Source organism: Larkinella sp. C7 (assembly GCF_006149005.1).
GTDB lineage: Bacteria > Bacteroidota > Bacteroidia > Cytophagales > Spirosomataceae > Larkinella.
Map to the genome: position 1 here is coordinate 394,707 of NZ_VBSL01000005.1, position 26,629 is coordinate 421,335.

18 protein-coding genes are annotated in these 26,629 nt (G+C 53.6%); 16 read left to right on the plus strand and 2 right to left on the minus strand.

The window, feature by feature from the left end:
• Positions 1-132 precede the first annotated feature (132 nt).
• The 8 genes from FH871_RS15245 to FH871_RS15280 all read left to right on the plus strand — a co-directional run bounded on the left by FH871_RS15245 (position 133) and on the right by FH871_RS15280 (position 14,725).
• Positions 133-828 (plus strand): RNA polymerase sigma-70 factor, encoded by a 696-nt coding sequence (locus FH871_RS15245; RefSeq protein WP_138992276.1) that lies wholly within the window; start codon positions 133-135, stop codon positions 826-828.
• A 68-nt stretch (positions 829-896) separates the two neighbouring features.
• Positions 897-1,901: a FecR family protein gene (locus tag FH871_RS15250; RefSeq protein ID WP_138992277.1), complete on the plus strand. Its 1,005-nt coding sequence runs from the start codon at positions 897-899 to the stop codon at positions 1,899-1,901.
• Between the two features lie 56 nt (positions 1,902-1,957).
• Positions 1,958-5,407, plus strand: a complete 3,450-nt coding sequence (locus tag FH871_RS15255; RefSeq protein WP_171062854.1) for a TonB-dependent receptor — start codon at positions 1,958-1,960, stop codon at positions 5,405-5,407.
• A 21-nt stretch (positions 5,408-5,428) separates the two neighbouring features.
• A complete protein-coding gene (locus FH871_RS15260) occupies positions 5,429-7,075 on the plus strand; it encodes a RagB/SusD family nutrient uptake outer membrane protein (protein ID WP_138992279.1) in 1,647 nt (548 codons plus the stop codon).
• A gap of 4 nt (positions 7,076-7,079) precedes the next feature.
• Positions 7,080-10,133, plus strand: a complete 3,054-nt coding sequence (locus tag FH871_RS15265) for a PVC-type heme-binding CxxCH protein (RefSeq protein WP_138992280.1) — start codon at positions 7,080-7,082, stop codon at positions 10,131-10,133.
• A 121-nt stretch (positions 10,134-10,254) separates the two neighbouring features.
• A complete protein-coding gene (locus FH871_RS15270) occupies positions 10,255-11,607 on the plus strand; it encodes a neutral/alkaline non-lysosomal ceramidase N-terminal domain-containing protein (protein WP_138992281.1) in 1,353 nt (450 codons plus the stop codon).
• Positions 11,608-11,647: 40 nt separating this feature from the next.
• Positions 11,648-12,472, plus strand: coding sequence for a polysaccharide deacetylase family protein (locus FH871_RS15275; protein ID WP_138992282.1), 825 nt, complete (start codon positions 11,648-11,650; stop codon positions 12,470-12,472).
• 309 nt (positions 12,473-12,781) lie between these two features.
• Complete coding sequence (locus tag FH871_RS15280; RefSeq protein ID WP_138992283.1) at positions 12,782-14,725, plus strand: SGNH/GDSL hydrolase family protein; 1,944 nt, start codon at positions 12,782-12,784, stop codon at positions 14,723-14,725.
• Between the two features lie 42 nt (positions 14,726-14,767).
• On the opposite strand, the gene FH871_RS15285 is transcribed toward FH871_RS15280, so the two are convergent.
• Positions 14,768-15,301 carry a hypothetical protein gene (locus tag FH871_RS15285; RefSeq protein ID WP_138992284.1) on the minus strand — a complete coding sequence of 178 codons (534 nt, stop codon included), beginning with the start codon at positions 15,299-15,301 and terminating at the stop codon, positions 14,768-14,770.
• A 200-nt stretch (positions 15,302-15,501) separates the two neighbouring features.
• Here FH871_RS15285 and FH871_RS15290 point away from each other — a divergent pair, with 200 nt between their 5' ends.
• The 5 genes from FH871_RS15290 to FH871_RS15310 all read left to right on the plus strand — a co-directional run bounded on the left by FH871_RS15290 (position 15,502) and on the right by FH871_RS15310 (position 22,549).
• Positions 15,502-16,824 (plus strand): Gfo/Idh/MocA family protein, encoded by a 1,323-nt coding sequence (locus tag FH871_RS15290; RefSeq protein ID WP_138992285.1) that lies wholly within the window; start codon positions 15,502-15,504, stop codon positions 16,822-16,824.
• Between the two features lie 162 nt (positions 16,825-16,986).
• On the plus strand, positions 16,987-20,406 hold the full coding sequence (locus FH871_RS15295) for a ThuA domain-containing protein (RefSeq protein ID WP_212768232.1): 3,420 nt from the start codon (positions 16,987-16,989) through the stop codon (positions 20,404-20,406).
• 175 nt (positions 20,407-20,581) lie between these two features.
• On the plus strand, positions 20,582-21,238 hold the full coding sequence (locus FH871_RS15300) for a hypothetical protein (RefSeq protein ID WP_138992286.1): 657 nt from the start codon (positions 20,582-20,584) through the stop codon (positions 21,236-21,238).
• A 2-nt stretch (positions 21,239-21,240) separates the two neighbouring features.
• Positions 21,241-22,059, plus strand: coding sequence for a DUF6615 family protein (locus FH871_RS15305; RefSeq protein ID WP_138992287.1), 819 nt, complete (start codon positions 21,241-21,243; stop codon positions 22,057-22,059).
• Positions 22,060-22,399: 340 nt separating this feature from the next.
• Positions 22,400-22,549: a hypothetical protein gene (locus FH871_RS15310; RefSeq protein WP_229317314.1), complete on the plus strand. Its 150-nt coding sequence runs from the start codon at positions 22,400-22,402 to the stop codon at positions 22,547-22,549.
• A 110-nt stretch (positions 22,550-22,659) separates the two neighbouring features.
• Here the strand turns inward: FH871_RS15310 and FH871_RS15315 are convergent, their stop codons facing one another.
• Positions 22,660-23,229: a DJ-1/PfpI family protein gene (locus FH871_RS15315; RefSeq protein WP_138992288.1), complete on the minus strand. Its 570-nt coding sequence runs from the start codon at positions 23,227-23,229 to the stop codon at positions 22,660-22,662.
• A gap of 420 nt (positions 23,230-23,649) precedes the next feature.
• On the opposite strand from FH871_RS15315, the gene FH871_RS15320 reads away from it, so the two are divergent.
• From FH871_RS15320 to FH871_RS15330, 3 genes are all read left to right on the plus strand, one after another.
• Complete coding sequence (locus tag FH871_RS15320) at positions 23,650-23,850, plus strand: hypothetical protein (RefSeq protein ID WP_138992289.1); 201 nt, start codon at positions 23,650-23,652, stop codon at positions 23,848-23,850.
• A gap of 68 nt (positions 23,851-23,918) precedes the next feature.
• The gene (locus tag FH871_RS15325) at positions 23,919-25,904 is read left to right on the plus strand and encodes a tetratricopeptide repeat protein (RefSeq protein WP_138992290.1); all 1,986 of its coding nucleotides are present in this window, start codon (positions 23,919-23,921) and stop codon (positions 25,902-25,904) included.
• Entirely contained in the window at positions 25,901-26,536 is a 636-nt protein-coding gene (locus FH871_RS15330) for a response regulator transcription factor (RefSeq protein WP_138992291.1), read from the plus strand. The genes FH871_RS15325 and FH871_RS15330 overlap by 4 nt, the downstream gene beginning before the upstream one ends.
• Positions 26,537-26,629: the final 93 nt, after the last annotated feature.

Genomic DNA, 26,629 nt, shown 5'->3' on the forward strand with positions numbered 1-26,629 from the left:
TCTTCAAACTATTTTTCAAATCTGCCAAATAAATATAAAATTACGGTAAGTGTTTTTCCCGCACCCAATCGTCTCCCTGTATCGAAGCAGTGATTTCGCCTTTCTGACTAGTATTTTCACCATTTATCGAACATGGGAGAGGTTAGACGTTTAGTACCGGACCCAAATGGCAACCCGGCAAACCCATTTTCACTCGGGGAGCGTCCGCTCAGTACTCATCCCCCGGCCCATTTTCAGCGACCGGCGGTGGCTCTGGATGCCGAACGGCTGATTCAAAAGGCGTTTGAACAGAACCCGGATTCGGGCATCGCGCTGCTGTTTCAGCACTATTACCAGTCGCTGTGCAGCCACGTCGTCCGGTTTGTATCATCCAAAGAAATTGCCGAAGACATCGTTTCGGACATTTTCTACGAATTCCACGTCGGCCACATTTACCTCACCATAACGACGTCTTACCGCGCTTTCCTGTTCACCGCCGTTCGAAACCGGGCCTTCGACTACGTCCGGGCCGAAATGAAACGCAGCACCTCACTCGACCAGGCCGAGCGGCTTTCATTTCCCAGCGAGCAGCAACCCGACTCCGTTACGCAGTTTGAAGAACTGTATCACGACGTGGAAAAAGCCATCGACGCCATGCCGATGAAACAGCGGCAGGTCTACGTCATGCACCGGTTTGAAGGCCGGAAATACACCGAGATTGCCCAGGAACTCAACCTTTCCCTCCGAACCGTCGAAGTCCACATGTACCGGGCCATCCGCCACGTCCGGGCTTTCCTGAAAGACAAATGGCTGATTTTGCTCCTCAGCTTCTGCCAGTATCCGCAATAAAACCACAACAACCCCCTGAAATAGGTTTTGGCGTGGCGGTTTTTGCCAGCCCGAAACCGGTCTGACTTATGAAAACACAGGTAACGAAAGAACTCTTGTTCAACTACTTCGCGGGGCGCACGACGGCTTTCCAGAAGCAGTTGATCGACGAATGGGCCAAAGATACAGACAACCGGGAACAGTTTTTCCACTGGCTGGAAATCTGGGAAAGCCAGCATCCGCAGTATCTGGCCGATGTTCAAACCGCCCTCAACCGTCACCAGATGCGGATGACTCAGGCCCCGCAGGAGGACGAACCGGCTGGTGTCGATCGGCCCCTTCCCATAACCCATCAGCCCTGGTTTCGGTGGGTTGCTGCGGCTTCGGTGGCTCTGCTGGTCGGGTGTGGCTGGGTGTATCGGGATGCCATCCTGAACGAAAAATACAGCACAACCTACGGTGAAACCCGGCAACTGACGCTGGCCGACGGCAGTGAAGTGACGCTGAATGCCAACTCGACGCTGAAGGTGCCCCGGTTTGGGTTTGGCTATCAGACGCGGGATGTGGCCCTGTCGGGCGAGGCCACGTTTTCGGTTACCCACACGCCGGACGATCAGCGGTTTGTGGTCAAGACAAACCGCAACTTCGAGGTCGTCGTTCTCGGCACTGAATTTTCGGTGTACAACCGGGAACGGGGCGGCAAGGTCGTTTTGAACAAAGGGAAGGTGCAACTCCGGTATCAGGAGGGTCAATCACCCCGGCAACTGATGATGAAACCGGGCGATCTGGTGACCTTAAACCGGCGTGATGGGCAGGTCCAACTCCGGAAACTGAGTCAGCCCGAAAACGCTTCGGCCTGGCGCGAAAACCGCTTTGTGTTTGAAGAAACGACGCTCGAAGAAATTACCCATCTGTTCAGGGAAAACTACGGCCTGGTGCTGGAAATCACCGATCCCAAACTGGCCAAATGGACCGTTTCCGGCTCGTTTACAGCCCGCAACGCCGAAGAACTCCTGGAGTCGCTGATGGAAGGATCGGCCCTGACCTACAAACGCACCGGCAACCACATTGTCATTCCGAATCCCGCTCATTAACCCACCGTACGTCTTCTCATTTCTGCTTACGAACCCATTACTTCTTACTTACCTCCATGAAAAAAAGAATACCACCACTGCTGATTCTGCTGCTGGGTGTTATCCAGCCAGGTTTTGCCCAAATGCTCGCGAAGGCCCAAACCTCAGCCCGCCAGCCGCTGTCTGTGAGGCCCGAAAACCGCCAGTTGAAAGAAACCCTGCGGGAACTGAAAAACCATTATAAAGTAGACATTCTGTTTTTCGACCGGATTGTGGAGGGCTACGTGGTTTCGTCGGACGCCATCCGCTGGGACGACCGGCTGGAAACCAATCTGGAAACGGTGTTGAAACCGTTTGGGTTAAGCTATAAAAAATCAAAGAACGGGGGCTACGTGATCACCGCCAAAGAACCGCAGCGGAGGTCGGAAATCAATCCGAGTCGATTTCCCGAAGCCCCTTTCGCCCGCCAGACCGAAAGCCGACCGACCGCCGAAGCAGCAGCGCTAGAGGTTCCGGCGGCCCGCGTCGTGGAAAAACCGGTTGTCGCCGACATCACCATTCAGGGCCGGGTGACCGACGCCGGAAAAGGCGAAGACCTGCCCGGCGTGAGCATTGTCCTGAAAGGATCGACGCGCGGAACCACCTCCGACGGAACCGGCACCTACAAGCTGGCCATCCCCGGCCCGGAAGCGGTTCTGGTTTTTAGTTTTGTGGGCTACGAACCGCAGGAAGTACTGGTGGGGAGCCGTACCGAGATCAATGTCAGCCTGAAACCGGACATCAAAGCGTTGAGTGAAGTCGTTGTGGTGGGCTACGGCGTTCAAAAGAAAACCTCGGTGACGGCGGCTGTTTCGGCCATGAAAGGCGAAGAAATTGCCTCTGTTCCCGTCACCAACCTGAGCAACAGTCTGGGTGGCCGGTTGCCGGGCGTCATTGTCAAACAGGCTTCCGGCGAACCCGGTCGCGATGGTTCCAATATCTACATTCGCGGGATTTCCTCCACGGGCAACAACCAGCCGCTGCTGATCGTGGACAATATCCCCCGCAGTTTTCAGCAGCTTGATCCCAACACGATTGAAACGTTTACGATCCTGAAAGATGCCGCAGCGGTGGCACCCTACGGCGTGGCAGGCGCCAATGGCGTGGTGCTGGTAACGACCAAGCGCGGCAAAACCGGTACGCCATCGCTGACGTACAATGCCTACGTCGGCTTTCAGAATCCGACCGTTATGCCCGATTATCTATACGGCTACGATTTTGCCTCACTGAAAAACGCTGCCGCCAAATACGCCGGGTTGCCAGAACCGTATTCGGCGGAAGCGTTACAGAAATTCAGAGACGGTTCCGACAACGATTCATACCCGGCTGACAATTACGTCAAGGAAATAGTCAATCGCAACGCCGTCATCACCACCCACAACATCGAACTGTCGGGCGGGGCCGAGCGGATCAAATACTACGCCAGCCTGGGGTATCAGTACCAGGCCGGGATGTGGCCCTCAACCAGTAACAAACGCTATAATCTGGCCATCAACCTGGATGCACAGGCGACCAAAACAACCAAAATTTCCTTCAACCTGAACGGTCGGGTGCAAAAGTCGCAGTATCCCTCGATTGGAACGTCGCGTCTTTTCGAACTGATTGCCTATTCTCACCTGCAGAACGGTCCGCTGTTTTTCAGCAACGGCATGAATGGCACCTACGTCACCGGCAGCATTTACAACAGCGGCTACCAGAAAACCAACACGACTGCTTTGTATTCGCAACTGTCGGTGGAACAGGAGATTCCGTTCATTCCGGGACTGGTCGCCAAAGGTACGATTGCCTACGACCCGACGATGATCCTGGATAAAATCTGGACGACCCCCGTTCATCTGGCCACGATCAATACGGCGACAAAAGTGATCACCGACGGTATTTTCGGTCAGGCCAAATCGTCGCTGAACCAGACCTATAACCAGACCCAGCAGTTGACTTACCAGGCCAGCCTGAATTACGTGCGGTCGTTTGGCAAAAGCACTGTGGGTGCCCTGGCGGTTTTTGAAGCCAAAGCCAACGACGCAATGCTGCTGGGCGCCACCCGCCGGAACTACAACCTGGGCATCGACGAACTGGACATGGGGAGTTCGAGTCAAGCCGACATGACGACCACCGGAACCTCCAACTACGGACGTCAAATGGGTCTGGTTTACCGGGTCACGTACGATTACGCCGATAAATACCTCTTCGAAGCCAGCGGTCGCTACGATGGCAGTTATTACTTTGCCCCCGAAAACCGCTACGGTTTCTTCCCGGCCTTTTCGCTCGGCTGGCGGTTGTCGGAAGAGAATTTCATCAAGAACAACGTTCGCTGGATTGATAACCTGAGACTGCGCGGATCGTACGGCGAAGTGGGTGCGCTGGCAGGTAGTGCCTTTCAGTACATGAGTACCTACAGCGTGGTGGGTCCGGCCTATGTGCTTGGTGGCAACGCCGTTCAGGCCCTCCGCGAACGCAATGAACCGAACCCGAACATCACCTGGGAACGCGCGAAAAAGACCGATGTCGGGATCGAAGCCACGCTCTGGAAAGGCCTGCTGAACCTGGAAATGGATTATTTCTACGAAAAACGCTCCAATATGCTGGTCAACCCCGACGTCATTGTGCCGTCCGAATACGGCATCGGGCTGAGTCAGGTGAATGCCGGGATCATGCAAAACCAGGGCATCGACCTGTCCATTGGCTCGTCGCACCGGTTTCCGTCCGGCCTGCGCGTTTCGCTGAACGGCAATTTCACCTACGCCAAAAATAAGCTGTTGCAGGTGTTTGAAGCCGGGGCAACTTACAACAACCTCAACCGCCGGTTGACCGGAAAACCGCTCGGAACGCAGTTTGGCTTTCAATCACTGGGTCTTTTTCAGGTGGCCGATTTCGACGAGGCTGGTAATCTGAAAACCGGTATTGCCACCCAACCCTGGGGCAAAGTGCAACCCGGCGACATTCGGTATCAGGACATGAACAACGACGGCAAAATCAACGACGATGACCTCACGCGGATCGGGGACGCCGTTGCCACGCCCCGAATCATCTACGGCCTTGCGCCGAACATTCAGTACAAAGGTTTTACGCTCGATATTCTTTTTCAGGGAGCGGCCAAAACCAACTTCTATTATTCGGGCAGTGCGGCCTGGGCCTTCAGCAACGGCATGGGCGCGGTCCGGGAAACGCTGGACTACTGGACGCCCGAAAATCCGGATGCTACCTACCCGCGCATCACCAACGCCCCGACGACCAACAACACCCAGGTGTCGTCGTTCTGGATCGGCGATGCCAGCTACCTGCGGTTGAAAAGCGCGACCCTGTCGTATGCGATTCCGTCGGTGATCACGCAGCGAATAAAAATCCAGCATGCGCGGATCTACGTATCGGGGCAGAACATCCTGACGTGGACGAAACTGCGGAATTTTGACCCGGAAATTACGCAGGCCAATGCCTGGAGTTATCCGCAGCAGAAAGTGATGTCAGTTGGCTTGAATGTTACCTTTTAATCCTGAAAACAAACACCCACGATGAACCTGTCTAGGCTTATGAAGTTGAATGGCAAAGTAGCTTTGCTGTTCCTGATCCTGGGAGTTTTCTCCTGCAAAGATTTTCTGGACGTGGCTCCCAAAGACCAGATTTCGGACGACATCGTCTGGACGGATGCCGCCACGGCCGATCTGTTTCTGAACAACGTCTACTCGGGCATTCCGGGCCCGTTCAACACCTTCGACCCGTGGGAAAACTTTACGGACAACGCGATGAACGGCGTCAACGGGCTGCCCAGCCGGGTTTTATACTCGCCGTCGGTCTATACAGCCAGCAACGCGCCCAACTGGTGGGGGCAGTATGCCAACATCCGCCGGGCCAATTTATTTATCGAAAAAGTTACGGCGTCGGCCTTTCCGGATACCTGGAAAAAACCCAAATTAGCGGAAGCCCGGTTTTTGCGCGCCTATTACTTCCAATTGCTCTGGACCGCCCACGGCGGGGTTCCGATCATCACCAATTCGCTGAACCAGAACACGCAGGGCGACGCCATTTTCCGGGCGCGGAATACCGACGAAGAAACCTACAAATTCATTGTGGACGAGTGTGCCGCCATTGTCGATGATCTGCCGCTCAAGGCCGAAGCGGGCCGGGTTTCCAAAGCCTCGGCGCTGACGCTGAAAGGCTGGTGCGAACTGTTCTGGGCCAGCCCGTTGAAAAATACCGCCAACGACAAAGCCCGCTGGGCATTGGCGGCCGCCACCAACAAGCGTGTCATCGATCTGGGTTCACACAGCCTGTTTTCCAATTACGAAACGCAATTTTACGAGGACAACAACAACAATGTGGAAGTGCTTTTTGCCAAGCAATACCTCGGTGGAACGGCCTTGGGCAGTGGCAAAGAAGGCCTTTGGGGGCCCTGGATGGTTGGCGGGGTTCAAAAAGCCTACGGTGGCGTCGACCCGACGCAGGAACTGGTGGACGAATACGCGATGGCCAACGGTTTACCAATTTCAGATCCGGCTTCGGGCTACGATCCGCAGAACCCGTATGTGAACCGGGAAAAGCGGTTTTATCAGTCCATTGTCTACGACGGATCGACTTGGGTGGGGGCCGAAATGGTGATGAAACAAGGTGTCGGTAGTCGGAATGCGACGGATTTGAGTAATACCAATGAAGCGACCAATACCGGTTACTATTTGCGGAAGGGACTCAACCCGAAATACACCATCAACGGCAACCACCTGTTGAACAGCGGCAGTTTTATCATTTACCGCTATGCGGAGGTGCTGCTCAGTTACGCCGAAGCCCAGAACGAAGCCGTTGGGCCGGACGCGTCGGTGTATGCCGCCATCAACCAGGTGCGGACGCGGTCGGAATTGCCGAACCTGAAAACCGGCCTGACGCAGGCCGAGATGCGGGTGGCCATCATGCGGGAACGCCGGGTGGAACTGGCGTTTGAAGAACGGCGCTGGTTCGATCTGATGCGGTTGAAGCTGGCGGAAAAGAACCTGAACGGAACCTTGCACGCCATGAAAATTGAGCTGGTGGGCGGAAAACCGGTATACACGGTCATTCCTGCACCGGAAGGCGGCAAAACGTTTTTTGCCAATAAAAACTATTTGCTGCCGATTCCGCAATCGGCGCTGAACCAGAATACGAAGCTGACCCAAAACCCGAATTACTGACCCAATGGTAATTTCATTGACTACAATACAGCAGTATCTTTTTTACAGTCTGATCGCTGCCAGCCTGGTGATGGTGCCGGGTTGTCAGAAGTCATCTACCTCTTCAGGAACCTCGCCCGAAGAGGCTTTGAAAACGTTTGAACTCGAACCCGGTTTTCAAATCGAACTGGTCGCCAGCGAACCGCTGGTGGCCGATCCGGTCGCGATGGAAATCGACGAGGATGGACGGTTTTACGTCGTGGAAATGCACGGTTATCCGCTCGACAAAACCGGTACCGGAAAAATCAAGCTGCTCACCGATTCCGACGGCGACGGGCGCATGGACCAAAGTACGGTTTTTGCCGAGAATCTCGTGTTGCCCACCGGGATCATGCGCTGGAAAAAAGGCGTGCTGGTGACCGATGCGCCGAATGTCTACTACCTGGAAGATACCGACGGCGATGGAAAATCGGACGTCCGCGACACGGTTTTGACCGGTTTTGCCCTCTCGAATCCGCAACACAACGTCAACGCGCCCTTCCTGGGTCTCGACAACTGGATTTACCTTGCCCACGAATCGGCAGTGACGGCGCAGGTCTACAAGGAAGAATTTGGCGACCGGGGAAGTGATGTCTTCTTTCCCCAAAAGCCCGGCGGCATCCGCCTGCCCGACAACGCCAGTGGCCGCAGCGTCCGGTTTCGGCCCGACCGCTACGAACTCGAACCGGTGGCCGGAAACACGCAGTTTGGCCATACCTTTGACGCCTGGGGAAACCGCCTGCTGGTGAGCAACGCCAACCACGCCTACCACGAGGTCATCACGACGCCGTATCTGAAGCGCAATCCGGATTTGCTGGTTTCCAACGTCACCCAGTCGATTTCGGATCACGGCAATGCCGCCGAAGTGTTTCCGATCACCAAAAATCCGCAAATGCAGTTGCTCACGGATATTGGCGTGATCACGTCGGCCTGTGGCATAACGGCGTATCTGGGCAGGGCGTTTCCGGCCCTGTACGACAGCGTGACGTTTGTGGCCGAACCCGTCAGCAATCTGATTCATTTCGATAAAATCCATGAAAAAGGAGCCAGTTTTACGGCCAGCCGCGTCCACACCGGCAAAGAATTTCTGGCTTCGACGGACGCCTGGTTTCGACCCGTCAATATGTACGTCGGACCCGATGGCGCGCTGTATGTCATTGATTATTACCGGCAAATTGTCGAACACCCCGAATGGATGGCCGAAGACGTTATCAAATCCGGGGCCTTATACAATGGAACAGATCAGGGCCGCATATACCGCATCACGCCCAAAGGAACCCAACCGGCCGTCCTGAACAAAGACCTGCTGGGAAAGGCGACCAATGCGCAGTTGATCGAAAAACTGGCTGATCGGAATGGCTGGTGGCGCCGGAATGCCCAGCGGCTTTTGCTGGACCGTGCGACACCTCAGGATGTGGCCGGACTGGAAGTCATGGCGAAAAATCCGTCGTCGCCCCTGGGTCGTCTGCACGCCCTCTGGACGCTCGAAGGGCTGAAAAAACTTCGCCCGGAATTGATTACGGCGGCTTTGAAAGACCCGGTTCCGGGCGTCCGAACCAACGCGATCAAACTGGCTGAATTGCATCTCGAAACCGCCCCGGCCCTGGTTCCGGCGTTGCTGGCGATGCCGTCCGACAGCGATCCGAAAGTACGGTTTCAGTTGCTTTGCACCCTCGGTTTTGTTGAAACGCCCGAAGCAGCCAGTGCCCGACAGAAACTGCTGTTTACCGACATCGACGACCAGTGGGTTCAGATCGCGGCCCTTTCCGCACCGGCGTCGCAAAAAGGCGATTTGCTCAATGCGGTTCTGACGCGTTACAAGTCCGACCAACCGGCTTATGGTTCGCTGGTCGAGCGGCTCAGTGCCATGACCGGGGTGAGTCAGCCGCCGAAAACGATCCATTCGCTCCTTCAGCAAGCGCTCGTACCGGTTTCGGCGGAAAAAGAGACGTGGCAGCCCTCCATCATCAAAGGCGTCGCTCAGGGCGTAAAACGGCGCAATGCGACGCTCGACTCAAATTTTCTGGCGGAACAACAACTGCTAATCCGGTCTTTTTTCGATCACCCCTCCTCTTCCGTTCGCTCGGCCTGCCTTCAGTTTTTGCAGGTAACGGGTCTGCCGGACGACGCCCAAACAACGGCGGCTTTTCAACAGGCGGTGCAGACGGCGGCTGACCCGAAACAGTCGGAAGAGAAGCGATCGGAAGCCCTCGGTTTTCTAGCCCTGCGCGACGCAACGCCCCAGATTCCGCTCCTCAAAAAAATGATTGCGCCGAACGAGCCGCTGTCGGTTCAGGTGGCCGCATTGAAAACGCTGAGTTCGATCCCCGATGCCACGGTCAGTGACTATGTGTTGCAAAAGTGGCCCGTCATGACCCCCGACATCCGCGAACCGGCCATTGCAACGTTTTTCAGCGGCCCGGACCCGGTCAGACAATCCCGGATCAAGCTGTTGCTGGATGCCGTCGAAAAAGGAACCATCGACCAGAATAGCATCGGCTGGCCCCGCAGCGTCGGTTTGATGGCGAACTCGAACGTCGAATCGCGAAACCGGGCGCGGGTGCTGCTGACGAAACGCGACAAACAGCGGGATGAGGTCATCAAGCAATACCAGACTTCGCTGGAACTACCGGCTGATGCGGACAAAGGTGCGCTGGTTTTCCAGCAGAACTGTGCGCTTTGTCACCAGATCAGCAGCGCGGGTGGTATTGCCTACGGCCCCGATCTGGCGACCATCCGAAACCGGCGACCGGCCTCTATTCTGGGCGACATTCTAAACCCGAACCTGTCTATCGCCGACGGCTACGACCTCTGGACGATCACGCTGAAAAACGGCGAAACCCAGCAGGGATTGATCTCGACCGAAACACCAACGGCCCTCACCCTGCGCAACCAGGGCGGCCAGGAAACCACCATTGCCCGGCAGGACATCGAGACCCTGAAAGCCATGAACATGTCGGCCATGACCGTCGGTTTGGAAAAGCAGATCAACCCGCAGCAAATGGCGGATCTGCTGGCGTATATCCGGAAGGCGAAATGAGTTTACGGTTTACGGTATTCGGTTTACGGTGGCTGACGCATGCAAACAAAACGCGTCAGCCAACCGAATACCGTAAACCGAATACCGTAAACCCAAAAAAACACTTCTTAACCCCTTAACCATGCTTTTTTTTCAAAACCATATACCGACTTTTAAACGCCAGGTCGGCCTTTTGGCGGTAGCTGTTCTATTGCTTTTCCCGATAAGGAGTCAGGCCATCAACCCCAGAGCCACCGGTTTTCGGGCGGCTGTGGTCAAGGTAGATGTGACGCCGGAAGGCCATCAGATGCTGCTCGGCTACGGTGCCAGGCGCTCGACCGGGGTTCTGGACCGGATTTACCACCGCATCACCGTGTTGGACGACGGCAAAACGCAGTTCGTGCTGGTGTCGTCGGATTTTGCCGTGGTTTCGCCTTCCGAATACGACAAAGTGGCCGCCAAATTGAAGAGCCAGTTGGGCATCGATCCGGTGAATTTCTGGTGGACCTTAACGCACACGCATTCGGCCCCCGAAGTGGGTCCTCCCGGTTTACCGGCCCTCTTTATGGGCGAACGGTACCAGCATAAATTCGATTCGGACTACACCGATGTAGTGGAAAAGAAGCTCATCGATGGCGTCGCTGAAGCCCGGAAGAAACTCGAACCGGCCCGGTTGGGCGTGGGCTGGGGCATGGCGCAGGCCAACATCAACCGGCGGGCCAAGGGCGTCGACGGCAAAGCGTTTCTGGGCATGGACCCGGATGGTCCGGTCGATCGCCGGATCGGGATGCTTCGACTGGATAAAGCGGACGGCACTCCGATGGCGTTGATTTCCAACTATGCGATTCACGGAACGGTGATGGGGGGCGAAAACCTGCTGATTAGCGGGGATGCGCCGGGTGTGGTCGCTCAGTATGTAGAAGAACAACTGGGCATTCCGTTGCTGTTCATCAACGGAGCCGCCGGCAACATTGCGCCAATTTACAGCCAGTACGCGAACCATAAAATCGGGCGGCTCCACCAGTTCAAGACCTTACTGGGGGACAAAATCATTGCTGCCAACCAGTCGATCAAGGCGACCACGGCGGAAGTCAGTCTGAAAACCGCCAGCCTGGTTGTTGAAACACCCCGGAAGCCCGAACTGGGTTGGGTCGATGATTTGAAAGACTACACGCGAACCACCAAAGCCGGGGTAAATATGATCAAACTGCCCGTCCGGTTTCTGCAAATCAACGACGACATCGCCATCTGGAGCGCCCCGCTCGAACTGTTTTGTGAAATCTCCAACGAGGTTCGCGACCGGTCGCCTTTCCCCTACACCTTCTATTTTGGCTACGGCAACGGTTGGCTGGGGTATCTGCTGACGGCCGAAGAAATCACGCACGGTGGGTATGAGATAACGGTTTCGCCCTACACGCCCGCTGCCGCCAAAGATCTGACGGAGTCCGTGGTCAATTATTTACAGGGACATCCTGCCAGCAGTCGAAAACCCTGACGGCGGTTTTTTCTACCTTTGATACCTAGACCTTATTCCCATGAAACTGAACCCCATTCTTCGTGCATCTACCCTTTTCTGCGCCTTGCTCAGCCTCTCGTTTTCGAGCGAAGTGCCGCCCGCAAAACCGTCGGCAGCCCCCATTGTCTGGCCGAACGGCAAGAAAGTAGCCCTGAGCCTCAGCTTCGATGATGCCCGGCTGAGCAACGTCGACAAGGGGACGGTTTTGCTCGATCAATACGATGTTAAAGCCACCTTTTTCGTTGTGCCATCGGCGGTAAAAAAACGGCTGGAAGGCTGGAAAAAAGCCGTCGCCAGTGGTCACGAAATGGGTAACCACTCGGTCAATCACCCGTGCAGCGGCAACTTTACCTGGTCGCGGGAAAAGGCGCTGGAAGATTATACGGGCGAGAAAATGCGGGCGGAACTGATCGAAGCCAACAAGCAGGTGCAGGAATTGCTGGGCGTCAAACCGGAGGTGTTTGCCTACCCCTGTGGGCAGATGTTTATCGGGCGCGGAAAAACCACGCAGAGCTACGTGCCGATTGTGTCCGACCTGTTCATCAGCGGTCGCGGCTGGCGGAACGAAGCGCCCAATGATCCGGCCTATTGTGACATGGCCCAGATTTATGGAATGGAAATGGACGGAAAGGATTTTAGTGAAATCAAAGACCTGATCGAAACCGCCCGCAAAACCGGGCAATGGCTGGTGCTGGCGGGTCACGAAACGGCCGAATCCGGGGGACAAACCACACGTCTGGCGATGTTGAAGCAACTCTGCGAATACGCCAAAGACCCCGCCAACGGCGTCTGGATTGCTCCTATCGGAACGGTGGCCAAATACGTTAACAAACAACGGAATTAAAATAGAGATGGTAATTTTTGTCAGCCTCCGGTTTCTGGCCGGAGGCTGATTTTTTGCCACCACCCCAAAGCCTGAAAGGCTTCCATAACTAGCCCCGGGTGCAACCCGGGGACCCGGGACGCGGGAATACGTGGACACGGGAATACGGGAATATGGGGACACGGGAATATGGGGACACGGGAACACGGGAATACGGGGACGCGGGAACGCGGGAATACGGAGACACGTTGAGACGCCCCGTAAAACCCGTGGAAAAGAGTAGAAAAGAACCGTTTATCGCTTCCGGTTTTGAGTCGATATTCCGTTCCTATGCGTTCCCTCCCGATCATCTTTACCCTCTTTTTAACGTTCACTGCTGGTATTCTGCTCGCTCAGCCGAACGAAAAAACCACCTTGTGGCACAGCTTTGAAAAAGTAGAATTCAAACTCCATGACGTCCCGGCCCGGTACATAAAACCCCGGAAATCATTGCCCGGCAACCCGTGGGTCTGGCGGGCCCACTTCCCCGACTGGCACATCGAAATGGACAGCATTCTGCTGGAACGCGGTTTTCACATTGCCTACATCAATACCAACGATTTATACGGCAGCCCGAAGGCGATGATGATCTGGGATGCTTTTTACCAGCACCTCGTTTCAGAAAAAGGTTTTGCGCCGAAGGTGGCGCTGGAGGGCGTCAGCCGGGGCGGTTTATACGTCTACGGTTGGGCCAAACGGAATCCCGCCAAAGTGAGTTGCATCTATGCCGAAGCCCCGGTTTGTGATTTTAAGAGCTGGCCCGGCGGAAAAGGAAAAAGTAAAGGCGACGCCAAATCGTGGCAGCAATTGCTCGACGTTTACGGATTTTCGGAACCACAGGCGCTGGCGTTCGACGACAACCCGATGGACCATCTGGAAGGCATGGCGGCTTATAAAATCCCCATTTTGCACGTCATCAGCCTGAACGACAAGCTGGTTCCGTCCGACGAAAACACGTTTCCGCTCGTGGAACGGTATCAGAAACTGGGCGGTCCGACTACGGTTTATGCCATGTCGCGGGGTGCGCAAACACTCGAAGGCCATCACTTCCCGATTGAACATCCGGACTGGTGGGCCGACTTCATCACCCGGCATTCCGTACCGGTTCAGAAACCGCTTTCCTCATCGGCGTACGTCACCATTCGGGGTGGTTTGCCGAATGCCTACCGGGTAATCACGGAGCAAAAAAAGGCCACAGTGGCGTTTCTGGGCGGTTCCATCACCCACAATCCGGGCTGGCGGGACAAGGTGAGCCGGTATTTGCAGGAGAAATTTCCGCAAACGGCGTTCACCTTTATCAAAGCCGGGATTCCGTCGCTGGGCAGTTTGCCGCATTCGTTTCGCATCGAACAGGATGTGTTAAGCCAGGGCAAAGTCGATTTGCTGTTTGTGGAAGCCGCCGTCAACGACCGCACGAACGAAACCGATAGCCTGACGCAACTTCGCGCGCTGGAAGGCATTGTGCGACATGCCCGAAAAGCCAATCCAGCCGTCGATGTGGTGCTGATGGAGTTTGCCGACCCCGACAAGTTCGGTGATTTCCGGCAGGGCAAAAAACCGGTAGAACTCGCCAACCACGAGCGGGTGGCTGCCCATTACCAACTGCCTTCCATCGACCTGGCCCGGGAAGTGTACGACCGGATCGCAGCGAACGAGTTTTCCTGGGAATACGATTTCAAGGATTTGCACCCGTCACCGTTCGGCCAGGAAGTGTATTTTCAAACCATGAAGCATCTGCTGAATACGGCTTTCCAAACCGCTTCATCAGCTCCGGCCAAACTGTCATCCGGGGTGTCTCCGCTGGTTCGCGGTAGTTTTGACAACGGCCATTATGTCCCGATCCACGAAGCCTCGCTCCAAAACGGCTGGAGGCTGGTCGATAACTGGAAACCGGCGGATGGCGTTTCGACCCGCCCCGGTTTTGTCGACCGCCCCATGCTGGAAGCCACCACGCCGGGAGCCGCTCTTTCACTCAACTTTACGGGCACCGCCGTTGGCATCGCCCTGATCTCGGGGCCGGATGCGGGGGAAGTGGAATACCGCATCGACCAGGGACCGTACCAGAAAATGGACCTCCAGACCCAGTGGAGCCAGCAATTGCACCTGCCGTGGTACAAACTTTTCGCCAGCAACCTACCCAATAAAAAACACGTATTGCAACTCCGTTTGGCGGCCACCCGAAACCCCAAAAGCAAAGGAACCGCCTGCCGGATCGTGTATTTTCTGGTGAATTAAGAACGCTGTCGGACTTCGGAACCAAACCGGTCAGGTCTTCATTCACCACGACGTCGGCAGAAACGTACTGACGTTGCTGTCACTTTCCTGAAATCGCACCACCAGATTCGGCTTGCCATTGCTGCCGGTTTTCAGTTCGTAATAATACGTCTGCGTTTTCAGTTCCTCGCGATTCATTTTCCGGTTCACATTTTGCTTCGGAAAGCAGGAATAAAAGCCCCGGTAATGGCCTTCCGTGGGGGTTGTCGTAAACGAGCCGTCGGTTTCGCTGAAATCCACGCTTCCTTTTTCGAAGGTAAACGCTTCGGTTTTGCAGCCCGAATAATCGCGGGTGGTGGCCACGAAATACTTTTCATAGGTGCCATCGTTTTTAAAGTCGAACACCACCGCCAGTTCAAAGGGTTTACCCTGATAGGAACCGTCGTAGGCCCAGAAGTCACCCATGGCAAACGAGCCATACATCCATTTCCCGGCGGCTTTGGCTGGCACATGGCCACCCGGCAGTACAGCCTCCGCGTCTTTTTTGCAACTGCCCAGCAGAACCACCGCCAGCAGCGTCATCATTATTGTTTTCATTTGTTCAGTTTGATTTGTGTTTACTGGTATCGGGATCAAAATTGGCGCGTCGTAGTGCTTCGGCCAGTGGTCAGGCGGTTGAAACGGAAAAAGCCACCCCTGAAGCGACCGAATGGGCGGCTTTTCGAAAACCGCCGATAGTAAATCCGGGGCGGTTTTGGCTTTCTACTTGGAAATCAAGCTCAATTTGCCAGACCCTCATGGAAAAAGAACCTTTTAGTGCGTTATCCCGTCGAAAATTCATCGGACAGGCGTCCGCAGCCCTGTCGGCCTTCATGATCGTTCCCCGATTTGTGCTGGGCGGAACGGGCTACCGGGCACCGAGCGACATTATTACGCTGGGATTTATCGGAACCGGCAAGCAGAGCCGCGGGCTCTCCCGGAATTTTCTGGCCACCGGCGAAACCCGGATTCTGGCCAGTGCGGAAGTCTACAAAGCCAAGCGCGACCTGTTTATCGAACAGGCCAAAGCCTATTACACCAGCGAAGACGGAAAGGCCAAAGTGAATGGCGCCTATTCGGAAATTCAGGCGTATAACGACTTCCGGCAGCTCCTCGACCGCAAGGACATCGATGCCGTGGTCATTGCCTCGCCCGACCACTGGCACGCCGTCATGGCCGTGAAAGCCGCCGAAGCCGGGAAGGATATTTACTGCGAAAAACCGCTCGCGCTGACCATCAAAGAAGGCCGGGCGATGGTGAACGCCACCCGCAAACACAAGCGGGTGTTTCAGACGGGCAGTATGCAGCGGTCGTGGCCGGAGTTCCGGCAAACCGCCGAACTGATCCGCAACGGCTACATCGGTGACATCAAAGGCATCAAAGTGAACGTGGGGCCTCCGCCCAAACGGTATGATTTACCGGCTGAACCCATTCCGGAAGGATTGGACTGGGCGATGTGGCTGGGACCCAACGAACCGGTTCCGTTCAATTCCGAACTGGCCCCGCCCCTGTCGAAAGACGTATTCCCCAACTGGCGGAATTACAAGGAGTTTGGGGGCGGCATGGTGACCGACTGGGGGGCGCACATGTTCGACATCGTGCAGTGGTCGCTCGACATGGACAACAGCGGCCCCGTGGAGGTGATTCCGCCCGACGGCAAGGAGCATAAATTCCTGACGTATCGCTACGACAACGGCATCACGATGACCCACGAACCCTGGGAATGGAACAACGCCATCCAGTTTGTCGGTTCGGAAGGCACGTTGAACATTCAGCGCAAGAAGCTGGAAACCACCCCGGCTACGCTCAAAGACAAGGTGATCGGCCCGGACGAGAAACACGTTTACCACAGCGACAACCACTACAAGGACTTCCTGAACGCCATGCGGAAACGCAGCGAACCCATTTGCGACGTCGAAATCGGTCACCGCACGGCGTCGGTTTGCACCATTGGTAACATTGCCTACCAGCTCAAACGTCCGCTGAAATGGGACCCGAAAAAGGAGAATTTCAAGAAAGACAAAGAAGCCAATGGCCTGTTGGAAAGGTCGTTGAAAAGCGAATGGGCGATCAAAGTCTAACCGAACGCCCGGCCTGAAACCGTTAAAACGGTTTCCAAAATGGACGACCATTTATGTTAACCCACGGTTTAAACCGTGGGTTAATTATACAGTATCAACCATTTGTCTCCAACGGTTTTAACCGTTTTGATTTGCTCAACCAAAGTTAATATTCCAAACACAATGCCAATCTCTATCAAAACAAGTACCATCGGCGCTACACTTCTGCTTATGGCGTCGGTTGCCGGGAGCTTTTACGGCTGCAAGACGCCCCAGAAAGCGTCGACGCAGGCTCCGTCGTCGACCCCCGAACCCGTGGCGACGGCTCCGGCACCCAAGCCGAAAGTGCCGCGCATTCTGGTTTTTTCGCGCACCAAAGGCTATTACCACGAGTCGATTCCGACCGGAATTGCCGCCATTCAGAAGCTGGGCCAGGAGAACGGTTTCCGGGTCGATACGACCAAAAACGCCGACTACTTCGTGGAAGACAGCCTGAAACACTACACCGCCGTTGTGTTTCTGAGCACCACCGGCAACGTGCTGAACCCCGATCAGCAGGTGGCGTTTGAACGCTACATTCAGGCCGGGGGCAACTTCATGGGCATTCACGCGTCGGCGGATACCGAATACAACTGGCCGTGGTACAACAAACTCGCCGGGGCGTATTTTCTGCACCACCCCAAACAGCAGAAAGTGGCCATCGACGTGATCGACAAAAACCACCCATCGACGAGTTTTCTGCCCGACCGCTGGGAGCGGTTCGATGAATTGTACAGCTACCGGAACATCAATCCCGACATCAAAGTGCTGGCGAAACTGGACGAAACGACGTACGAAGGCGGCCGCAACGGCGACAATCACCCGTTTGTCTGGTACCACGAATTTGACGGGGGCCGCGCGTTTTATACCGGCGGTGGGCATACGAACGAAAGCTACAGTGAGCCGCTGTTCCAGCAACATTTGCTCGGCGGCTTGAAATACGTGATCGGCGACAACAAAGATCTCGACTATTCGAAGTCGTACGCGGTGAAGACGCCGGACGAAACCCGGTTTGTGAAAACCGTGCTGTCCAACGACCTCAACGAACCAATGGAACTAGCCGTAGCACCGGATGGCCGGGTGTTCATGGCCGAACGGAAGGGCAAGTTTTACATGTATGACCCCAAAACCAGAAGCACGAAACTGGTTTATGATTTTCCGGTAAAAGCCGTCGAGAAGTACCTGAACGGTTTATTGGGCATGACCATCGACCCGAATTTTGCCAAAAACCATTACCTCTATTTCTTCTACACGATTCAGACCGGCGAGGAAACGAAGCAGCGGATCGGGCGGTTTGTGATGAACGACGACGGCACGCTCGACATCAAATCGGAAAAATCGATCATCGAATTTCCGATCGATCTGGAAGTGAGCGCCCACACCGGCGGTTCGATGGCCTGGGACAAACACGGCAATCTGTTCATTTCGACGGGCGACAATACCGTACCGTTCGAATCGAGCGGTTTTTCACCGACCGACTGGCAGGCGGGTCGGCTGACGTTCGATGCGGCTCGTTCGGCGGGAAATACCAATGATTTGCGCGGTAAAATTCTGCGGATTCACGTTGAGCCCGACGGTTCGTATACGATTCCCGAGGGTAACCTGTTCCCGAAAGGCATGGCACAAACCCGGCCCGAAATCTACGTCATGGGTTGCCGGAATCCGTACCGGATTTCGGTCGATCCCGAAACCTCGATCGTGTATTGGGGTGAAATTGGCCCGGATTCCGGCACCGATGGACCGCAGGGACCACGCGGCTACGACGAGTTTAACCAGGCGAAAAAAGCCGGGAATTACGGCTGGCCGTTTTTTGTCGGCGACAGCAAACCGTACAAAGCCTACGATTTTGCGACCAAAGCCGTGGGTGCCGAGTTCGATCCAAACGCGCCGGTCAACAATTCACCCAACAACACCGGGTTGAAAAACCTGCCGCCCGTCACGAAGGCAATGGTCTGGTATCCGTACAACAAGTCGACCGAATTTCCGGAACTGGGAACGGGTGGTCGGTGTGCGATGGGTGGCCCGGTATACCACTTCAACGCTAATCTGCAATCCGATGTGAAACTGCCGCAGTATTACGACAAGGCGCTGTTCATGTACGACTGGATGCGGAACTGGGTGTATGCCGTTCGGATGGACGACAACCAGAACTACAAACGCCTGGAAGCCTTCATGCCGGTGCGGGGTGATTTCCGCCGTCCGGTCGATATGGAGATTGGGCCGAAAGGTGAGATCTACATGCTGGAATACGGTTCGGTCTACGGGATCGACAACGACGATGCGCGGCTGGTCAAAATCGAGTTCAACCCCGGAAACCGCACGCCTGTTGCGAAGGTGACGGCGCGGGACACGATTGGGCTGGCTCCGTTCAAAGTGGCCTTCAACAGCCGCCAGAGCTACGACTTCGATGAGGATGACAAACTGACCTACGAATGGAAATTTGACGGCAATCAGGTGGCTTCGACCGAAGCCAATCCGACGTTTACGTTCCAGAAAAACGGCATTTACCCGGTGACGCTGAAAGTGACCGATCCGTCGGGACAAAGCTCGGTCGATACGCTGGAAATCAAAGTCGGGAACACGCTGCCGCAGGTGGCCATTGCGACCACCGATAACAGCACGTTTTTCTTTGCGGATCAGACGCCGTTCAAATACGCGGTCAATGTGAAGGATAATGAGGACAAAGTGATCGATAAGAAGAAGGTCAAAGTCGCGCTGAACTACATTCCGAAAGTGGCCGGAAACGACCAGTTGGTGGGTCACCAGCAGATTACGAGCACCTTCAATCTGGGCAAAAACCTGATGCAGGCCAGCGATTGCAAGGCGTGTCACCAGATCAACGGCAAGTCGGTCGGCCCGGCGTTTGTTGAAGTCTCGAAGAAATACCGGGGTGACAAGGGCGCAGCCACGCGACTGGCTAATAAGGTGATCACGGGTGGCGGTGGCGTCTGGGGCGAACACGCCATGAACGCCCACCCGCAGTTGTCGAAGGAAGACGCCACCGAAATCGTGAAATACGTGCTGGCGTTGGGGAACGAACAACCGGATGTGACGCTGCCGCAGCAGGGCACGACGGTTTTGAAAGAGCACGTCGGCAAGGACCAGACGGGGCGCTACATTCTGTCGGCGTCGTATACCGACAAAGGCGGGGCCATCACGCCCCTGACCAGCAGCGAAAGCCTGATTCTGCGCCCCGCCAAAGTGCAGGCCGGCGACGCCGACGAGGTGTATAACATGAACCGCCAGCGGGGACGGCTGGGCGCCACCAAAAACAAAGCGTATTTCGTGCTGAAAGGCGTGGATCTGAAAGGCATCCAGAAGCTGACGTACCAGGTGGCTTCGAAAGACCACGACGGCACGATTGAAGTCCATACCGGTTCGGCAAAAGGCCCGGTGATCAGCACGGTGGCGTATACGGCCACGGGAGCCTGGAACAAAACCGCCGAGCTCAGCGCCCCGATTCAGGACCCCGGCAGCAAGCAGGATTTGTACTTTGTGTTTGTGAACGCTGATCCGAAAGCCGAGAATATCGGCGGGGTAAGTTGGGTTGAATTTGGGAAGTGAGATTGTTTTAAATGAAGGAGCCACCGTGGTTTTGAGGAACTGCGGTGGCTTTTTTGAAATGATACATTATTTTATAACTTGTCAAAACATTTCTTTGTCTCATTACCAAGAGTAATGGAATTGTAACATCACTTTACAGTCTCATGCAAGTGTTTATATATATTATCGAAAGAAAATGGACGATAAAACAAATATCGCTGGCCTTAAAAAAGTTTGTGATTGGAAAGCCTTAAAGGTAAAGTTAATCAATGAGCCAACAGACATTCTTTGGGAACAGGCTTTTGAAGATTTTTTGTTGGCAAGAATAACAACAAGGTATTTTGAGCCAATTAATGCTATTTCTAGTATTCATAAACAGCAAGGTAAGGGATTTTCAATTGTCGCAATTTATTGTTCGCTTATTGAATTCTTTGAAACATTGAAGAAAGGGTATGAATTTAAGTATCCTAATTATTATGACTCAAATGGCAGTATTGTTGCTAGTAAAGTTAATCATGACAAAAAAGGAAATTTCTATTCATTACATACCAAAGAAATCTTTACTGATTTTCTTACAGAGAATCTCCCATTCTCCGTTATTTTTAAAAATTTGAATATTGCTGAAGATTTTTATACAAATGTTAGATGCTCCATTTTACATCAGGCAGAAACTCAATCGAATTGGGTTATTAGAGATGGTGAGTCATCAGACGACATCGTATTTTGGAATAGTTCTTCAACTAGACCCGAAATTATTCTGAGATGGAAACTATATTTAAATGGGATGCGATATGCCAAATTTAAATTTATTTATTTTGGAAGAGTTGTATTTTATTTTATTATTCAATCATAATTATGATTCGTGAAAAATTTGAAGAAATATCAAGGCGCGTCTGGACTGATATTGACTTTGCAAATCGCTACCGGACAATTTATGGAGAAGAAACAATAACCGACACTATTCTGCTTGAACTGGCAAAACAAAATTTTCGCAATATCCGTATCCTCCAAACCCCTAAGCTAGCGGAATCCGTACAGGGAACGGATTGGGAGTGGTTTGTAGGATCACGTACTCATGGGTGGATAAGATATGCTATTCAGGCTAAAAAGCTAAATCCAAAAACAAATAAATATGATAGTTTAAATCATAAAGTAGGGGCACCACCAAATGATAACTATCAAATAGATATACTTCAGAAGTTTGCGGATTTTTATAAAGCTATACCACTATATAATTTTTATAACTTCTTCCCTAGGGCAATACAAGCTAATCACTGGCACTGTAATCAAGATTTTGATAGAGAACTATTAGGGTGGAGTTTTACATTATTGAGAAACGTAGAAATTGCAATAGGAAATAGAGGATTTAGAACATTTGATAGGATACATAATTTTCATGAAACATTACCAATTCGATGTCTGTTTAGCTGTCCACTTTTCAAAATGCTATATCAAAATGAATCAACTTCTGAATCAACAGGGAATCTTTTTGGAGTGCCTTTTAAAAAAGTAACTAATCTACCTAAACAATTTTTAGATATTTTGGAATCTGATTATAATACACGAGAAATAGGTTCTTTAACTGAATTTCCAGAGGGATTGTATAGTTCAGAGCTTAATATATATCCTAAGAGGATCGCAATAATTGATTTATCGAACGAAGAACTATATTAAATTGTATTTTATTATTCATATTTTTCTATATACTCTAGGTCTGCCACAGACTTAGGAACGAGCTATGGAAAAAAACAAAAATTGATCTCACTGCGGAACTGGAAGAAATTAAGCGGGGCCAGCAACAAACGCTGGATTTTCTGAAATCGCACGGTCACGAACTGGATCTGGGCGAATGGCTATCGGTGCGGGATTACGCCAAAAAATACGGTGTTTCGATTCAGGTGGTAATCAACTGGATCAACCGGGGCATTATTCCGACTGACTGCGTTGAAGACCTACCGATGTTCAACAACATTCGCATGGTTAGGGACAAGATGTATAAATGAGAAGCCACCCTATGAAAACGAAAAATAATACCCTCACCACGCTCGAACAGTTCAAGAACCAGTATTACGGCGAACGGGGCTGTGCGAAGCGGGAAGAACTGGAAGCGGGCTACGAAAACTTCAAAAGAAGTTCGCTTGTCAACCCTTCAAAAAATCGTTGAACGGGGTTTAGATGGGCATTTAGAACTTTCGATCAAACTGTAGAGCCGTTTCTGCCTTCTCCAGCAAGGGCATAAAGAAGACAGAAACGACACGGTTTCAAATTCGGCCTTTACTTTTCCACGAGTTCCTCTTTTTTGAGACAGGCAAAGACCTCGCGGTAGAACTCGGGGTGTGATTGCCAGGTCTGTGCGGTGACCATATTTCCGTCGCGGACGGCCTGTTGGGTCGAATAGGTGCCCCCACCCATCTCAATTTCGGTCCGCACATGTTCGTAAGCGGTTAGCTTCCGGTTGTTCGCCAAACCAGCGGTGACCAGAATCTGGATGCCGTGGCAGATGGCAAAGACCCATTTGCCCTGCCGGTCAAACGCTCGTACGACCTCCAGCAGCCCGGCGTGGTTGCGCAGGTATTCGGGGGCGCGACCGCCCAGCAGCAGAATGGCGTCATAGTCGTCGACGACTACTTCGTCGATCGTCAGATCGGAAACCAGACAATAGCCGAGCCGCTCGATGTAGGTGTCCCAACCGGGTTCAAAATCGTGCATCACCAGGTTCAACCGGCGTTTGCTGGGCGCGGCAATCACCGCGATGTCGCCTTCTTCCTGAAAGCGGTGAACGGCATAGAGGGTTTCGTAACTTTCGCCACCATCACCGGTGACAATCAGTATTTTGCGATTCATGGCGTAACGAATTTAGAATAGGGGGAGAAGATAGAGCCATTTTACCCCGCTAAACCACCAAAAGCAAACAATCCGGCCGTCCTACCTATCCCTCAACATTCTGATTACCGTCCTGATCATCCGCCCCCGCGCTACGCGAGCGACAACGGAAGCCTACCTGTCAACACTTCAAAAAACCGTTCTTGTGGATCGCGTAGCGATCCAACAAAAGGCAAAGTCCGATCGCTACGCGACCCAAAAGGCCGGAACCTGGTGGCTATTAGACTACAAACATTTCGTCGCTACGCGACTTAAAAACGGGCAGAATGATCGGTATGTCAGTCAAAAAACCGCTGATCCGTCCTTTGCAAGCCAAAAACCGCAAACAGTAACCCACCCCCCGGTGTTGTATTGGTTCACCTCACACTTGCTCCATACGCCATGAAATATGCGGTTTCCTACAACATCGACCAATCCGTTTTTGAACTTCGGGTCGACGACCACGCCCCCATCGTTTTCACCAATCATTTTCAGGTGATCGAGTACCTGGAACAGGCCGGGCTGTCGGAACCTGATGGTGATTACGTCTATGATCCCGTTGAAAAAGGGTTCATTTTTTCTGAAGCCTACGCGCTCAATTAAATACCGTTTATGAATAAATAAAGAACTAACCATCTATATTGGCGAATCAATGCCTTAGCAACATTCGTATGCTGGTCAAACGACTTCTGCTTGTAGTTTCGGTTCTGGTTCTGGCGGAAACCAACGCCTTCGGCCAGTCGTCGGCGGATACCTCGGCCATTCTGACGCAACTCAACCAGGCCGAAGCCATTGAAATGCAACAGCCCGAAAAGGCCCTGCGCGACTACCGGGAAGCCCTGGCGGCCTCCCTGAAAACCGGCTACACGAAAGGGTATTTCGAAAGCGTGCGGCTGATTACTTACCTGCTGGATGTGCTGGGTCGGCACGACGAATCGGAAAAACTGGCGGCCGAAGCCCTGCAAAAAGCCCTGCGGGAACCTTCCGAACAATACCGGAGCCAGTGCCATTTTGCGCTGGCGCAGTCGGCCAAGTGGCAAGGCAAAAACAAGCAGGCCATTCAGTACTTCAAGATGGCCGCCCCCTACATGCTGGCCCACCAGAACCGGAAAAAGGCTGCGGTTTTGTACCAGAATCTGGGCCTGATCTACGAAGCCGAGAAGCTGTATCCACAGGCCCTGGACTACTACAACCGGGCGATCCGGTATGACCGCATCGCGAAAAGCACGAACCAGGAACTGGCAGTGGACTACCACAGCGTGGCCTCTGTGTACGTCAAACAAAACCGGTTGAAAGAAGCGTTGGTGTATTTCCAGAAAACAAAAGCCCTCCTTGACACGACCAAAGACCTTTCGCTGCTGATCAATTTATACAGCAATATTGCGAATCTGCACAACGAAGAAGCCCGGTATGACTCGGCCCTGTTTTACTACCAGAAAGCGTTGCGGTTGAATCGTCAGTACAACAATCCCCTCCAGGAGTTGCATTTGCTGGCCGGTCAGGCGGCCACGTACAACGGCCTGAATCAGTTCGGGCGGGCCAAACCCCTGCTGGACCGGGCGTACGACATGGCAAAAACCAATCGCGTGGGCCTGTCGGAATTTCGGAACATTTACCGGGAATATGCGAATGCCAGCCATGGTTTGGGCGACTACAAAACCGCCTTTGCCTGGTATCAGCAGTACGTCAAAACCAATGATTCGTTGTCGACACGGGAGGCCAAAGAACTACTGGGCGAATACGAAGTGAAACTCCGGCAGGCCGAAGCGGGGCAGCAACTGGCCGAAAAACAGCGCCGGATCGAGCAGTTGGAACAGGCGCACCAGCGTCAGAAACTGTGGCTCCTGATGGCGGTTCTGGTGGGGCTGAGCGTGGTGAGCGGTTTGGTGTTTGCCTACCTCTACATGCGCCAGCGTCGGCGCACGTCCGACAATGCCCTGCTGGCGGCCGAGCGCGCCCACGAACTCGCCGTGGTGCAGTCCGAATTGCAGGGTCAGCAGAAAGAACGGCTGCGGATTTCCAAAGAAATGCACGATGACCTCGGCGCATCGCTGACGACAATCGGTTTGTTGAGTGAGGTGGTCAAAACCCGGATGAATGCCGCAACGCTCCCTGAAATTGCAAAAATTTCGGCGATTTCGGCCGACATGGTGACGGCCATGAACGAAATCATCTGGTCGCTGAATACCAAAAACGACAGTCTCAATGGACTGATTGCCTACACCCGGGCCTTCGCCAGCGAGTTCATCGAAGATACGGCTTTGCTTCTGCGGACGCAGGTGAGCGAGTCGCCCCGGGAAATTGCCATGCGGGGAGTCGACCGCCGGAATGTGTTCCTGACCGTGAAAGAAGCCCTTCACAATGTGGTCAAACACGCGCAGGCCACGCAGGTCTGGCTCACGATCCGGCCCGAAACCGACCGGCTGGTGATTGAAGTTGCCGACAACGGACACGGTTTTGCTCCGCATGAACGAAGCCGGTTCCGGAACGGACTGGGCAATATGAAAAACCGCATGGGCGAATCGGGTGGCATCTGCGACATTTCTTCGTCGCCGACGGGTACCCGTGTGACCATTATGTATCCATACCCGACGGCCAAAAATACTGCAAATGCAGTATGGCAGAAAACCCAAAAAAGCGCCAATATTGCCGGATGAACACCCCCATCACTGTCGCCATTGTAGAAGACAAGGAACTGATCCGGCAGTCGCTGGCCATTCTGGTCGATGGCGCCGACGGTTTCGCCTGTCAGGCCACCTTCGAAACAGCCGAAGCAGCCCTGGATCATTTGCCGGGGCAATGTGTCGATGTGGTGTTGATGGACATCGACCTGCCGGGCATGAACGGCATCGACTGTGTGCGGCACCTGAAGCAGCTCTGCCCGGCCACCCAGTTCATGATGTGTACGATGTACGACGAAGACGAGACGGTTTTTGAAGCGCTCAAAGCGGGTGCGAATGCCTACATCCTCAAGCGCAGCCCGCCCCATAAACTCCTGGAAGCCATTACCGAACTGCACGAAGGCGGGTCGCCCATGAGCAGCACCATTGCCCGCAAAATTGCCAGTTCGTTCCACATCAACCCAACGGCTCCCAACGAGCTGGATGTTCTGACACCCCGCGAACGGGAAATTCTGGATCGACTGTCGAAAGGACACAGCCACAAGGAGGTGGCCGCCGAGCTGTTTGTCAGCCCCACCACCGTCCGGAAACACATCTTCAACATCTACGAAAAACTCCAGGTTCACTCCAAAGTCGAAGCGGTCAACAAGTATCTGGGACGAAAATAAAGCGTAAAAAATCATGCAAATGCGGTATTGTCGGCCCCGGAAAGAGCCGATAGTTTTGCCCCGGTGATTGACGGTAATCACCCCAAAACAACG

Bases quoted from the DNA above. Each gene is read 5' to 3' on its own strand.
- FH871_RS15300 (WP_138992286.1), top strand. From the start codon at position 20,582: ATGGACGATAAAACAAATATCGCTGGCCTTAAAAAAGTTTGTGATTGG.
- FH871_RS15250 (WP_138992277.1), top strand. From the start codon at position 897: ATGAAAACACAGGTAACGAAAGAACTCTTGTTCAACTACTTCGCGGGG.
- FH871_RS15265 (WP_138992280.1), top strand. From the start codon at position 7,080: ATGGTAATTTCATTGACTACAATACAGCAGTATCTTTTTTACAGTCTG.
- FH871_RS15315 (WP_138992288.1), bottom strand. From the start codon at position 23,229: ATGAATCGCAAAATACTGATTGTCACCGGTGATGGTGGCGAAAGTTAC.
- FH871_RS15255 (WP_171062854.1), top strand. From the start codon at position 1,958: ATGAAAAAAAGAATACCACCACTGCTGATTCTGCTGCTGGGTGTTATC.
- FH871_RS15270 (WP_138992281.1), top strand. From the start codon at position 10,255: ATGCTTTTTTTTCAAAACCATATACCGACTTTTAAACGCCAGGTCGGC.
- FH871_RS15295 (WP_212768232.1), top strand. From the start codon at position 16,987: ATGCCAATCTCTATCAAAACAAGTACCATCGGCGCTACACTTCTGCTT.
- FH871_RS15325 (WP_138992290.1), top strand. From the start codon at position 23,919: ATGCTGGTCAAACGACTTCTGCTTGTAGTTTCGGTTCTGGTTCTGGCG.
- FH871_RS15280 (WP_138992283.1), top strand. From the start codon at position 12,782: ATGCGTTCCCTCCCGATCATCTTTACCCTCTTTTTAACGTTCACTGCT.
- FH871_RS15290 (WP_138992285.1), top strand. From the start codon at position 15,502: ATGGAAAAAGAACCTTTTAGTGCGTTATCCCGTCGAAAATTCATCGGA.
- FH871_RS15245 (WP_138992276.1), top strand. From the start codon at position 133: ATGGGAGAGGTTAGACGTTTAGTACCGGACCCAAATGGCAACCCGGCA.
- FH871_RS15260 (WP_138992279.1), top strand. From the start codon at position 5,429: ATGAACCTGTCTAGGCTTATGAAGTTGAATGGCAAAGTAGCTTTGCTG.
- FH871_RS15285 (WP_138992284.1), bottom strand. From the start codon at position 15,301: ATGAAAACAATAATGATGACGCTGCTGGCGGTGGTTCTGCTGGGCAGT.
- FH871_RS15310 (WP_229317314.1), top strand. From the start codon at position 22,400: ATGAAAACGAAAAATAATACCCTCACCACGCTCGAACAGTTCAAGAAC.
- FH871_RS15305 (WP_138992287.1), top strand. From the start codon at position 21,241: ATGATTCGTGAAAAATTTGAAGAAATATCAAGGCGCGTCTGGACTGAT.
- FH871_RS15275 (WP_138992282.1), top strand. From the start codon at position 11,648: ATGAAACTGAACCCCATTCTTCGTGCATCTACCCTTTTCTGCGCCTTG.
- FH871_RS15330 (WP_138992291.1), top strand. From the start codon at position 25,901: ATGAACACCCCCATCACTGTCGCCATTGTAGAAGACAAGGAACTGATC.
- FH871_RS15320 (WP_138992289.1), top strand. From the start codon at position 23,650: ATGAAATATGCGGTTTCCTACAACATCGACCAATCCGTTTTTGAACTT.